We start from the raw sequence: 12,574 nt of genomic DNA, 5'->3' as shown, positions 1-12,574 counted from the left end.
GTTTTGAATCTATAAAAGGGACAGATTTTGCATGAAACAGATTCAGGTTCCGATCCACCAAACAGAGATGATGTCCGCTCTCGCGGGCTCCTCCGCGCCACTGTACGTCCAGGCGTATCAGTACATGAAGCGGGAGATTATCGCCGGCCGATGGCTCAATCAAGCCCGTCTGCCCTCCGTTCGCAAGCTGGCTGAGCTTCTTGGAATCAGCACGACGCCCGTCGAAATGGCTTATCAGCAGCTGCTCGCCGAAGGGTTTATCGTCAGCAGACCGCGAAGCGGGTATTTTGTGCAGACGCCGGACGATATCTTTCCGCTCCCGGCAGCACCGCCCCCGACGAACGGCCCGAAGCTCAAGCGACATCATCATTTTCCGTTTGATTTTCATATGTCCAAAAATGAGTATCGTCATTTTCCCATCGCAGCCTGGAGGAAAGCATACAGCCGATGCCTGCAGGAGGAGTGCGCAGCGGAGATGCTGTTTTACGGCGATCCACAGGGAGAAGAGGGCCTTCGCCGTGAAATTGCAGCCTACGCAAAAAGCGTGCGCGGGGTTCAATGCACGCCCGAGCAGGTCATTATCGGTTCGGATCCCTATCCTCTGCTGGATATCATCTGCCGCCTGCTACGCCCATACGGGGACCGGGTCGGCGTTGAAAATCCGGGCTATCCCCAGTATCCCGAAGCGTTCAGGCAAAACGGCTTTCAGGTCATGCCGTTGGCCGTGCACGAGGACGGCATCCGCCATGAAGACCTTCAAGGGAGCGGGGTCAAGCTAGTAACGGTGTCGCCATCGCATCAGTTCCCGACCGGCGTCACCATGCCGATCTCGCGGCGGCTGGCTCTGCTTCAATGGGCTCACGAGACCGAAGGGTTTATTATCGAGGATGACTACGACGGAGAATTCCGGTATTACGGCAGGCCCATTCCTTGCCTGCAGGGCCTCCGGTCCGACGGCCGGGTCATCTATATGAGCGGGTTCTCGCAGGTTCTGTCCCCCGCGATCGGGGTCCATTATATGATACTGCCCGCAGTCCTGCTGCCGGCGTACCATCATTTGAAATTCCACTTGTTCCTGGAATGCACCGCCTCCAGACTGCAGCAGCTGGCCCTCGAACGCTTTATGAAAGAAGGCTATGTAGACCGGCATCTCCGCAAAATGAGGATGCTGCTCAGAAAGAAGCATGATCGCCTGATTGCTTCGATCCAGCGATACTTCGGAGAACGGGCCGTCATTAGCGGGAATGGAGCGGGATTTCATCTCATGCTGTCCATCACGCATCCGCTGTCCGCCCATGAACTCGAGACCCTGGCCGAACACGCGGGAATCCGCGTAAGCGCTGCGGATTATACGTGGCTCCCTGACACCCGTAGCTGCACGGCAACGGATCGCAGAGCATTCATCGTCGGGTTCGGCGGTCTTCTGGAGGAAGAGATCGACGAAGGAATGAAGCGGCTTGCATCCTGCTGGCTGTCAACGTGACGAATTTCATCTACATAAAAAAACAACAAAAAGGACTGCCCATGACTCGCATGGAACAGTCCTGCCGGATAAAGGGTTGGATCGTTGATGCAGCCAGGATCGCCTGCCGGGCAGGAGCCTCACTGCATGCAGGAAGGCTTTCAATACGCCAATCCTCCGGATGCCGGCTTAAACCGAACGGCCCACGATGACAAGATCCCGCTTAACCCCGTCCAGCTCGGCAACGCCCGGGAGAAGCCCCCACTGTTCGAAGCCGAATTTCCGGAGCAGCTTAAGGGAGGGCTCATTGTGGCCAAATACGAATCCGACCAGATTGCTGACGCGAAGCCGCGGACATTCCTCCAGCGCCTTGGCGATCAGGATGCTGCCCGCGCCGATCCCCCGAAACTTCTCATTCACGTAGATGCTGATTTCGGCTGTTCCGTTATAAGCAGGACGCCCGTAAAAGGATTGAAAGCTCATCCAGGCGACGATTTCGCTTCCAAAACGCATAACCCACAGCGGACGGTGGTCCTCGCTGTGCTCTTCGAACCAGCGAATGCGGCTCTCCACCGTCACCGGCTCCAGATCGGCGGTAACCTTTCGGCTTTCGATCGTAGAATTGTAGATGTCGACAATAGCCGGCAAATCCTCCATTACGGCATAATCGATCTGATATTGATGCGCTGTCATGTGCTACCTCCGAGTCGATGAATGTTGAATGTCAGATTGTGATGACGATGACTGCTATGAGGTCTATTGTACAGGAGGAAGCGGGATTACGCCTTATTTTTCTGATCAGGGATTAATTTACAAATGTGTTGCGCACCCGCTCGGACCGGATGAAATACGGAATCCAGATGCAGGCATAAATCATGGAGCGGACAATTTGGGTTGCAGATTGCCCGTCGTCGGTCTCGGCCAGCAGTTCGATTTGACTGGCAACGGCGAAGTCTGCAATGCCGAACAAAAGGCTGGCGATAATATAGCCGATCATCAATTTCGGGAATGCCCTTTTCTTGCCGTACATCAGGAACAATGCAATAATGAGGCCAATCACAAATAAAACATTCATTACCGTCTCGAACAGAATTAGCGGGGCCAGCATGGCGTCATAATAAGGAGATGACGGATCTGTGAGCACATCCCATACTTCGGACTCATAAAGCGGCAGCACATTCGTAATGAGCAGGGCGGTAATCGTAATCAATGAAAAATAAATGGAGATCTGAACGAGGACCAGCCAGCCCCCAAGCCCTTCAACCGGTGGTTTCAGCGAATAGCTCTTCTGCTTCCCCGGCTCATGCGGCGGCATCTGCCCGTTCTCTTGAAACGGATTCGGATCCATGAATAAGTACTCCTTCCAGCATTATGTAATTTCTAACTATGGATCATTATATAGAAAGGACTAGCTCTCATAAAGGGAAACTTTACTTCGGCAGCCGAACGATATACCCTTACATTAGTAGCTATACGACCGTTGTTACCATGAAAGGAATGAACCCTGATGAATGAACGTTTAAACACGCTGCTCCAATCCATGAATTCGCACGGCTGGGATCATGCGCTGATCACGGATCCCAAGCATGTCTATTACTTGACCGGATTTGCCAGCGATCCCCATGAGCGTTTTCTCGGCCTGCTCCTCTCCTCAGGGAGCGAGCCGGTCCTGATCGTACCCGCCCTGGATGCCGCCGCTGCCGAGGCGGCATCGTCCGTCAAGAACATCGTGACGCATCAGGATACCGATAATCCGTATGCTGTGCTTCAGCGCTCCCTTCGCGGCTCTGCCGGCACGGTGGCTGTGGAGAAGGAGCAATTGACCGTCTCCCGCTTCGAGCAGCTGCAGCAGCATGTGGACGCCTCTGCCTTCAAGGATGCCGGTCCCGTTCTTCGCGAGCTGCGGGTGCGGAAATCGCCGGAGGAGGTATCGCTGATCAAGCATGCCGTCAAGCTGGTGGAAGAGGTGCTGCGGCAAGGCTTGAAAAAGGCAAGCATCGGCGTTAGCGAGCTGGAGCTTGTGGCCGAGCTGGAATATTTGATGAAGAAGCTCGGAGCGGATGCCCCTTCGTTCGCGACGATGGTGCTGTCCGGGCCAAACACGGCGCTTCCTCACGGCGTGCCGGGGGGCAGACGGATCGAAGCGGGAGATCTGCTTATGTTCGACCTGGGCGTATATGCGGGCGGCTATGCCTCGGATATTACCCGCACCTTTGCTGTCGGCGACTTGAAGCCGGATGCCGTTCGCATCTACGATACCGTTCTGGCCGCGAATCAAGCCGCGATTCAGGCGGTGAAACCCGGTGTTACATACGGATCGATCGACCGGGCGGCAAGAACCGTCATTGAGCATGCGGGTTACGGCCCCGCCTTCGTTCATCGCCTTGGTCACGGCCTCGGGATGGATGTCCATGAATACCCGTCCGTGCATGGGCTGAACGAGGATGTGCTGCAGGCCGGCGCTGTGTTTACCATCGAGCCCGGCGTATATGTACAGCATGTCGGCGGCGTACGCATCGAGGACGATGTCCTTGTTACCGAGACCGGCGCCCTGGTGCTAACCACATTTCCGAAGGAGCTGACCGTCATCGGGTAATCCAGGTCCGCTCCTTAGCTAAGCTATTGAACGAATAGCCCTTCATACGACAAAAAGGCCATCCGCAAGGCGTTATCTTCGCCTTGCCGGATGGCCTTTTTTTACTTTGGATACTGCTCTGCTTTTCCCGCTATGCACGATGCACGGTCCGAGACATCCCAGGATGGCTGTTGAATCCCTGAGCGTTTACTACTGGACCATATCTAGTTGAATGTTTTTATCGTTATATACATCCTTATCCACTTCATTCATCACTTTCCCCGTAATGACGCCTGCCGTCATGGAATCATTGACGTTCAGCGCCGTCCGGCCCATATCGATCAGCGGCTCGACAGAAATCAGCAGTCCCGCCAGCGCTACCGGCAGGTTCATCGTGGAGAGAACGATAAGCGATGCGAACGTAGCCCCGCCCCCGACGCCGGCGACACCGAATGAGCTGATCATGACGACGACGATCAAGGTCAGGATGAAGGACCATGAGGTCGGATCAACGCCGGCGGTCGGTGCGATCATAACGGCCAGCATGGCAGGATAAATGCCGGCGCAGCCGTTCTGCCCGATCGTGGCGCCAAGCGATGCGGACAGATTCGCGATCCCCTCCGATACGCCGAGCTTCTTGCTCTGCGTCTGGACGTTAAGCGGGATGGTCGCCGCGCTGGAGCGCGAGGTGAACGCAAACGTCAGCGTCGGGAAGACCTTTTTCACATACGTAAACGGATTGAAGCCGAACAAGGCGAGCAGCACAAGATGGACAATAAACATGACAATCAACGCCACGTAGGAAGCCAAGACAAAATCAATCAGGTTCAAAATAACCTGCAGATTCGTCGTCGCGATGGTCTTGGCCATCAACGCGAGAATGCCGTAAGGCGTCAGGCGAAGCACAAGCGTCACGATGCGCATGACAACCCCATAGACCGAGGAGATGATGCCGCGGAACGTATCGGCCTGCTCTTTATTTTTCCGGTCCAGGCCAAGCACGGCAATCCCGATGAAGGCCGAGAAAATAACGACCGCGATCGTGGACGTTCTTCTCGCGCCCGTCATATCCTCAAACGGATTGCTCGGTATGAAATCAAGGATCTGCTGCGGCAGTGTACGATCCTCGATGTCTCCAAGCCGCTCCTGCAGCAGTGCGCCCTGCTCCTCCTCTGCCGCTCCGCCCTGAATGTTGACCGCAGACAGATCAAAGGACAGCGCGGTCGTGATCCCGACGGTCGCGGCCACCGCGGTCGTCAGCATTAGCACGGCGATGATGAGCCCGCTCATTTTCCCGAGATTGCGCCCGCCCTTCAGCTTGGTGATAGCCGAGATGATCGATACCATGATCAGCGGAATGACCATCATCTGCAGCAGCCGGACGTAGCCGTAGCCGACCAAATTGAACCAATCCGCTGAATCGGCCACGATATCGGAGTCAGAAGTGTAAACGAGCTGCAGAACGACGCCGAACAGAACGCCCAGACCCAAGCCCGCGAAGACACGCTTGGTAAACGAGTAATGCTTTTTCTGCATCCAGTACAAAATACCGACCAGCAGAATCAAAACAAGGACATTGATAACGACCCAAAGCGTTTCCATCCTTTGCTTCCTCCATTCTCATTTCGGATTAAGTTGTACCATCCTTGTGGGGATAAGTGCGCTAGTATGTATTCATTTCCAACTCACCGCCCACTCTAAACATTACATTACCCGTTCTTCCCGATTCTTATCGGAAATTGGTGCTCCCGGCATCCGATCAATTCGATTATACAGATCGGATTACCAAGATAAATTCATTTACTTCTATCCTATCCCCAATGCTGGAGGAGCAGAACCACAAATAACAGAACGGCTGCTTCAAGCAGTTCATTCAATGCGCCGTAGGTGTCTCCCGTGAGGCCGCCGAGGCGCCGGCTCATACGTCCTGCCACGGCCGCTCCAATCAACCAGGTAAGGAACGGCGCAAGAACGAGTGCCGCTAATCCGGTGATCCAAAGATGTGTTGAATCCGTGACCAGCCCCAGCATGACGATGACCCCGAGCGTGACCAGAACCGCCATCAAGCCGGCCTGCAGCCTCCGCAGGCTGGATAATCCGCTGAACAATGCAGCCAGCCCTTCGCTGCCTCTTGCTACAGGCCAGCGGTACATTGCGTGCACCATAAACCAACGGCTCCAGACGGGTGCGAGCACAAGCAGAAGAGCTTCCTGCTTCAAGTCCCCGCCCGACAGCTCAAAAATCGATTGAATCAGCGAAGCCTTCAGCAGCAGAAGCAGCGTGCAGGCGATAACCCCCATTGCCCCAACCCGGCTGTCTTTCATAATCTCGAGCATCCGCTCCCGCGACCGATGGCTAAGGAGGGCGTCCGCGCTGTCCATCCATCCGTCCAGATGAAGACCGCCCGTCAGCCCCACCCAGACGGTCAATGTGATAACCGATGCCGGAAAGACCGGGAGAGCTAAGCTTAATCCCCACCCCAGCAGTGCCACTGTCAGGCCGATCACGCCCCCTACCAGCGGATAAAAGACAACGCTTCGCTGCTGAACCTCCGGGGTAAAGGGAATCTCCCGCCGGATCGGAAACCTTGATAAAAATTGAAAAGCGGCCGCAGCCGCTTCCATCATCCTGTTCATATTCGATACTCCCTGCTCTTGATTTCCATCGGAATCCCCGCGGTTACGAGAAATACTTCATGGCAGACCCGTGCCAGCCGCTGGTTCATCATCCCAGCCCAATCGCGGAATATTCGGCCGAGCGGGTACTCGGGGACGATCCCCGATCCCACTTCGTTCGTTACCAGAATCACCGTTCCGGGATACGTCTGAACGGCTCGGGCCAGCCTGCCGATATCCAGCTGCAGCCGTTCCTCCATAGCCGCAGCTCCTTCCGGCTCGACCTGAAGCAGCACGTTCGTTAGCCACAGCGTCAGGCAATCCACGACGACCGCTGGCGCATCCGATGCCGATTGGCCGAGCGTTTCGAGCAGCTCCGGCAAGGCGACGGGCTCTTCGACCGTCTCCCAGCGATAATCCGCATCGCTGCGCCTGTCCTGATGAATCCGAATCCGTTCCTTCATTTCATCGTCATACGCCTGAGCCGTCGCAATATAAAGGCCCGAGGACGACCGTTTCATGCAGAGCTTCTCGGCGAACGAGCTCTTGCCGCTCCGGGCGCCTCCCGTTACGAGCGAGCTTAATGGGTTCATAATTCGCCTCCGCTTATTCCCGCGCTTTCGAAGGTTGCCATCTCGCTCATAATCCGGCAGGCGGCTTCTATCATATGAAGGCATAACACGCCCCCGGTTCCTTCGCCAAGACGCATGTCCATATGCAGCATCGGAGACAGTTCCAGCACTTGCAGCAGCAGGGCATGTCCACGCTCCTTCGAATTATGGGAAGCGATCATATAGGAACGCGATTCGGGGCAAATCGCCGCAGCGATCAGAGCGGCTGCACTGGATATGAAGCCGTCGATAACGACAGGGCAACCCTTGGCCGCCGCGCCGAGAATGAGTCCGGCCAGACCGCCGATCTCATACCCGCCGACCTTGGCCAGCACATCCACCGGATCTTCAGCCAGGGGGCCATTGACCGTAATGGCCTGCTCGACAACGCGGATCTTATGCATCAGCCGCTCGTCGCTAACGCCGGTTCCCCGCCCCACGACCTCAGCCGGAGGCTTGCCGGACAGAATCGCGAAGACGGCGGCGCTCGGCGTCGTGTTGCCGATCCCCATTTCCCCGGTCACGAACACCCGGGTTCCATGGGAGTAGAGCTCGGCGGCTACCTCGGCGCCGGTCAGAATCGCCTGCTCCGCCTCCGCCCTCGTCATCGCAGGCCCTTTTGCAATATTTTTCGTTCCTTTATTAATTTTACGGGAAAGGAGACGTTCATGGGACAGGTCCGCCGCAACGCCGATATCCACGCACAGCACGTCCGCGCCCGCTTGACGGGCCAATACATTGACGGCAGCGCCGCCGTTCAGGAAATTCATGACCATCTGGGGCGTTACTTCCGACGGGAAGGCGCTGACGCCCTCCTCGCACACCCCATGGTCGCCGGCCATGACCACGACGGCCTTTTTCTCGAATGAGGGCTTGATCGTCCCCGTAATTCCCGCGAGCTGAATCGCCAGCGATTCCAGCTTGCCAAGGCTCCCGGGAGGTTTCGTCAGCTTGTCCAAATAGGCGGCGGCTTCCGCCTGCGCCCGGGCATCGGGCGCGGTGATTGTTCCAACCGATCGCGTCAATCGGTCCATGAGCTCCTTCATGCACGAAGCCTCCTTTTTACTTATCTCGCTTGCTTTTACTTTATCCGAATCCGTGCGCTCCGGGCAAGGACAAGGCTTGCCGGTCCTTATTTTCTCGACCGGTTCGCGGTGAGCAGCACCTGCGGCGCGCCGTTCTCGGGGTGCTTGACGACGGAAGGCATGACCCGGAATATCCGGCTGATATACGCCTCGGTCAGCACTTCCTCCGGTGACCCCATTCCTGCAACGCGCCCCTCATGAAGCACGAGCAGCTTATCGCAAAACTGCGCGGCCAGATTCAAATCGTGCAGGACGCTGATTACGGTAATTTTCGACGTCTGTCTCCAAGCATCCACCATCTCCATGAATTGAAGCTGGTAATGAATATCGAGGTAGGTCGTCGGTTCATCCAGCATCAAGAGCGACGGCTCCTGCACCATCACCTTGCCGAGCGCAACCCGCTGCCGCTGGCCGCCGCTCAGCTCCGTAAGACGCCGCTCCTGAATATCGCGAAGCTCCAGCTTCTCCATGATGCTGTCAATCAGGGGTGCCGCATCCTGCTCCTCCCGACCAAGCCAGTTCAGGAATGGATAACGCCCCATCTCGAGCACTTCCCGTACTGTAAAATCAGTCGGGTCCAGTCCCTCCTGCTGGAGCACGGCAATAATTCGGGCGAGCGCCTTGCGGCTATAGCTTCCGATATCGCGGTCCAAAAGCCGAACACTTCCCTTGGAAGGCCGCTCCACACCGGACAGCAGCTGCATTAGCGTAGACTTGCCGCTGCCGTTCGGCCCGATGATGCCCCACCATTCGCCTTTTCGGACCCGAAGCTCGACCTCCGACAATACCTGCGTGCGGCCATAGGCCTTCGACAGCCCTTGGGCAACGATCATCATGAGAATCCCTCCCTGCGCCGCTTCTTGTTCCGGTAGAGCAAGTACGCAAAGAATGGAGCGCCAATAAACGCAGTGACCACCCCGAGCGGAATTTCAGTCGGAGCGAGCACGGATCGTGCCGCCGTATCGCACCACACCATGAATATAGCGCCTCCCAGCGCGGATATCGGAATAATGACACGATAATCCGAGCCCGTCATGAGCCGGATCATATGCGGCACGACCAGTCCCACAAATCCGATCACGCCCGAGACCGATACGGCCGCGGCTGCAAGAAGCGTAGCTACGACCAGAACGCTGGTCTTCAGCCGATCCACGTTCAGTCCCGTATGGGCAGCCTGCCTTTCGCCGAGCGACAGCAGATTCAAAGCCCGCGAGCGGCTCCACAAATAAATAAGCCCTACCCCAAAATACGGGAAAAGGATGGCCACGTAGGACCATCCGCGCATGCTCAAGCTTCCCATCGTCCAGAACAGGATCTGGTTCACCGTGTCTTTGGACATCACCGTTAAGAAGGAAACGACGGCGCCGAGAAAGGATTGCATTACGACCCCGGATAAAATGAGTCCGTGCACCGGCAGCTTCCCCTGATCCCGTGCCAGCAGCAGAACGACCCACAGCGTACCCGCTCCGGTCAGAAAGGCAACCAGCGGCAGCGTGTAGCCTCCGGCAAAGGAATACTCCATCCCGAAAAAAATGAGGGACGCCGCTCCAAGCGCTGCTCCGGAAGACACGCCCAGCGTAAAAGGATCAGCCAGCGGATTGCGCAGCACGCCTTGAAACGCCGCTCCTGCCACCGCAAGCGAGGCGCCGACCAGCATTCCCAGCAGAATGCGCGGGAGCCTCACCTTCATTAAAATCTGCTCGGAGGATACCTCCCAGCCGGGGACGATCGCATCGCCGAGCCAAGGCAGCCGATGCAGCAGCATCGCTCCAATCTCGCTAACAGGCAGGTGGACCGAGCCGATTCCGAGGCTGACGATCAAAGTCAACAGCAGCAGGACAATGCCGGCCGTTCCGTAACCCGCCAGTTTTTGTCTCATGGTGTCATCAGTTCCGGATAAACGGCTTTGGCCACTTCAATCAAACCTTGCGTGACGCGCGGCCCCGGACGGCTCAGCAGATTATCGTCCATCGCAATGACCCGGTCGTTCTTGATCGCTTCGATCTGATCCCAACCGTCGCGCTCTTTAATCATCTGGTCCAGCGTTTTCTTGGTGGCTTCGTCGACAACATTGCTCGAATACAGAATGACATCCGGATTCGCCGCAATAATGTTCTCCTCGCTAATTTCGAACCAGCCCTCTGTATCCCCGGCTGCGTTGACGCCGCCGGCCAGCGTGATCATCTCATCCATGAACTCGCCTTTGCCGACGGTCCAGCCCGGCGAGAACTCGACGTACACTTTCTTCTTGTCCTCTTCCTTCACGGATTTCACCGCTTCCGTAACGCTTGCCAGCTCCTGCTGCATCTGCCCGACCACAGCCTGCGCTTCTTCCTGACGGTCGGTAATTTGTCCGACCAGCGTAATGGAAGACATGACTTCTTCAATCGTGGACGGATCGTTAACGAACAATTTCACGCCCATCCCGCGGAGCTTCTCCGCGTTTTCCGCATTCATCGACGCGCTGAACACGACATCGGCCTCGGCTGCGATTACAGCCTCTTCATTCACCTGGAAGCCTCCCATTTTCGGCTTGGATTTCGCGGCTTCCGGATAATCATCCAGATCGGACACGCCTACGATTTCCTCGTCCAGCCCGAGGGCAAACAGCTTTTCCGTCTCGGACGGAGCCAGGGATACGATACGGGTCGGCGCCTTCTCGAAGGTGACCTCCGTTCCGGTCGCATCCTTAACGGTGAGCGGATACTGCGTCTTCAGCGCACCCTGCTCCTCCGCAGGCTGTTCAGCCGGCTTCTCCTGCTGGGCAGGCGTTTCCGAAGGCGCACTATTCGGCGCGGCATCCTCGGCGTTTCCGCAGGCGATCAGCGACAGCGCCATCAGCATCGCCACGATCAAGACGGACCATGATTTCAACATTGCTTTCATTTTCTTGTTTCCCCCTACGTCATCATTGAGAACCCTAGCCTGCATATTTCACAACTTCAATTCCGATCCTTACCGGGTATGAAAACGACTGTCCTCGCATGTATAAGGAGAGCCGGCTGGTTCCGCCGGGACCTAAACCTCCGGGTACCCCTGCTATCCGTTAGGAAGAGGAATACCGGTGTTTCCCCGGAGCGGGAAACAGGAGGCCGGCATTGCCTTCTCGTTCTCCAGCAAAAATCCCCGATTCCTTGACGAATAAGGAATCGGGGATTACGTTTCAGCTTCAGGACACCTGCGAACATATAGCATTGATCATCAACAAAGCGGCTTATTGCCGGAAAGCTGTACCTCCACAGCTCCTGCCGCTCCCGCGATCAAAACGGGTCCAAGTGAACGTAATCCTCTCCTCGAAGGACCGTCATTCATTGCCGAGGGCAGGTCTCCTGACTTACAGGCCTAACGACTTCTCCGCCTTCCCAAGCGCATCAGCGCCCAGTGGCATTAAGGAGGAGTCTCCTGCTTCACAGTGGCGGGACCGTGCCGGATTTGCACCGGCTTCCCTATTAACCCGAATGGCAGTCCGTCAATACCCGGCTGCCTGTTCAGGACCCTCGCAAATCATATGAATCATGCTTATATAGCCAAGCTGGATTTCTCTGAACACGATTATAGGGGATAACCCCCGCCCTTACAACTAAAGGATTATCCCATTCTTCGAGTATAATGGTACTGATAGTTCTCGTTATCGTTCATTATTCGCCTGAAATCACATCTTTTTGAAAACGGGGAGTGAATCCGTGATGAAAATTCCTTCAAACCAAAAGCCGGAGAGACTTCGTCTGACCGTTCTGGAACCCGAGCATCTTCCCGCGCTGAGTCAATTCTCCCTCCCGGAGCACCAGCGAAGATTCACTTTGCTTCCGGACGATGCGATGAAGAAGCACGGTTATCCGCCCACGGAGGACAAGCTGCCGGTCGTTCTGCTCGCGGCGGATAAGCCCGTCGCCTTCTTCGTCCTGGATCGCGGGGAACGTATCGCCCGTTATACGCCGAACCAAAGCGCCGTGCTCCTTCGCGCCCTATCCGTTGATCACAAGGAGCAGGGGCGGGGCTACGGCCAGGCTGCCATGCGCCTGCTGCCCGAATTTATTCGCTCGCGACTGCCGGGAGTGAACGAGATTGCCCTGGCGGTAAACGCCCGCAATGAGCATGCCCGTCACGTCTATCTTCAAGCCGGCTTTCGTGACAGGGGATACCGGGTCATGGGCGTGCAGGGCATCCAGCATATACTGCATCTCGATCTGGCGCTCCATTGATGTGTCCTCTTATGGATTGCCTAC

Annotated in this window: 12 protein-coding genes and 1 riboswitch; of the genes, 3 read left to right on the top strand and 9 right to left on the bottom strand. The window is 56.4% G+C overall.

The window, feature by feature from the left end; genetic code table 11:
* Window positions 1-31: 31 nt before the first annotated feature.
* Window positions 32-1,483 (top strand): MocR-like pyridoxine biosynthesis transcription factor PdxR, encoded by a 1,452-nt coding sequence (gene pdxR / locus NST44_RS11300; protein ID WP_213613751.1) that lies wholly within the window; start codon window positions 32-34, stop codon window positions 1,481-1,483.
* 168 nt (window positions 1,484-1,651) lie between these two features.
* On the opposite strand, the gene NST44_RS11295 is transcribed toward pdxR, so the two are convergent.
* Complete coding sequence (locus NST44_RS11295) at window positions 1,652-2,155, bottom strand: GNAT family N-acetyltransferase (protein WP_007127213.1); 504 nt, start codon at window positions 2,153-2,155, stop codon at window positions 1,652-1,654.
* A gap of 112 nt (window positions 2,156-2,267) precedes the next feature.
* A complete protein-coding gene (locus NST44_RS11290) occupies window positions 2,268-2,810 on the bottom strand; it encodes a DUF2569 domain-containing protein (protein ID WP_007127212.1) in 543 nt (180 codons plus the stop codon).
* A 159-nt stretch (window positions 2,811-2,969) separates the two neighbouring features.
* Here NST44_RS11290 and NST44_RS11285 point away from each other — a divergent pair, with 159 nt between their 5' ends.
* On the top strand, window positions 2,970-4,058 hold the full coding sequence (locus NST44_RS11285) for a M24 family metallopeptidase (protein ID WP_007127211.1): 1,089 nt from the start codon (window positions 2,970-2,972) through the stop codon (window positions 4,056-4,058).
* Between the two features lie 189 nt (window positions 4,059-4,247).
* On the opposite strand, the gene NST44_RS11280 is transcribed toward NST44_RS11285, so the two are convergent.
* The 7 genes from NST44_RS11280 to NST44_RS11250 all read right to left on the bottom strand — a co-directional run bounded on the left by NST44_RS11280 (window position 4,248) and on the right by NST44_RS11250 (window position 11,234).
* A complete protein-coding gene (locus NST44_RS11280; RefSeq protein WP_007127210.1) occupies window positions 4,248-5,639 on the bottom strand; it encodes an L-cystine transporter in 1,392 nt (463 codons plus the stop codon).
* A gap of 209 nt (window positions 5,640-5,848) precedes the next feature.
* Complete coding sequence (gene cobS, locus NST44_RS11275; RefSeq protein ID WP_340899439.1) at window positions 5,849-6,673, bottom strand: adenosylcobinamide-GDP ribazoletransferase; 825 nt, start codon at window positions 6,671-6,673, stop codon at window positions 5,849-5,851.
* On the bottom strand, window positions 6,670-7,245 hold the full coding sequence (cobU, locus tag NST44_RS11270; protein ID WP_340899437.1) for a bifunctional adenosylcobinamide kinase/adenosylcobinamide-phosphate guanylyltransferase: 576 nt from the start codon (window positions 7,243-7,245) through the stop codon (window positions 6,670-6,672). Before cobU ends, cobS begins: the two co-directional genes overlap by 4 nt.
* Entirely contained in the window at window positions 7,242-8,309 is a 1,068-nt protein-coding gene (cobT, locus tag NST44_RS11265; protein WP_340899435.1) for a nicotinate-nucleotide--dimethylbenzimidazole phosphoribosyltransferase, read from the bottom strand. The genes cobU and cobT overlap by 4 nt, the downstream gene beginning before the upstream one ends.
* 86 nt (window positions 8,310-8,395) lie before the next feature.
* Window positions 8,396-9,181, bottom strand: coding sequence for an ABC transporter ATP-binding protein (locus tag NST44_RS11260; RefSeq protein WP_340901431.1), 786 nt, complete (start codon window positions 9,179-9,181; stop codon window positions 8,396-8,398).
* Window positions 9,181-10,227 carry a FecCD family ABC transporter permease gene (locus tag NST44_RS11255; protein ID WP_007127205.1) on the bottom strand — a complete coding sequence of 349 codons (1,047 nt, stop codon included), beginning with the start codon at window positions 10,225-10,227 and terminating at the stop codon, window positions 9,181-9,183. The genes NST44_RS11260 and NST44_RS11255 overlap by 1 nt, the downstream gene beginning before the upstream one ends.
* Entirely contained in the window at window positions 10,224-11,234 is a 1,011-nt protein-coding gene (locus NST44_RS11250; protein ID WP_007127204.1) for an ABC transporter substrate-binding protein, read from the bottom strand. Before NST44_RS11250 ends, NST44_RS11255 begins: the two co-directional genes overlap by 4 nt.
* A 416-nt stretch (window positions 11,235-11,650) precedes the next feature.
* Window positions 11,651-11,862: riboswitch (cobalamin riboswitch) on the bottom strand.
* Between the two features lie 172 nt (window positions 11,863-12,034).
* Between NST44_RS11250 and NST44_RS11245 the strand changes: the two genes are divergently transcribed.
* Entirely contained in the window at window positions 12,035-12,550 is a 516-nt protein-coding gene (locus NST44_RS11245; protein ID WP_340899431.1) for a GNAT family N-acetyltransferase, read from the top strand.
* The last annotated feature ends 24 nt before the right edge of the window (window positions 12,551-12,574 follow it).

The organism is Paenibacillus sp. FSL W8-0919, from assembly GCF_038003785.1.
Taxonomy (GTDB): Bacteria; Bacillota; Bacilli; order Paenibacillales; family Paenibacillaceae; genus Paenibacillus_AQ; species Paenibacillus_AQ lactis.
Note: the sequence above shows the minus strand (reverse complement) of the source record. Positions and strands in the feature narration are given on the sequence as shown.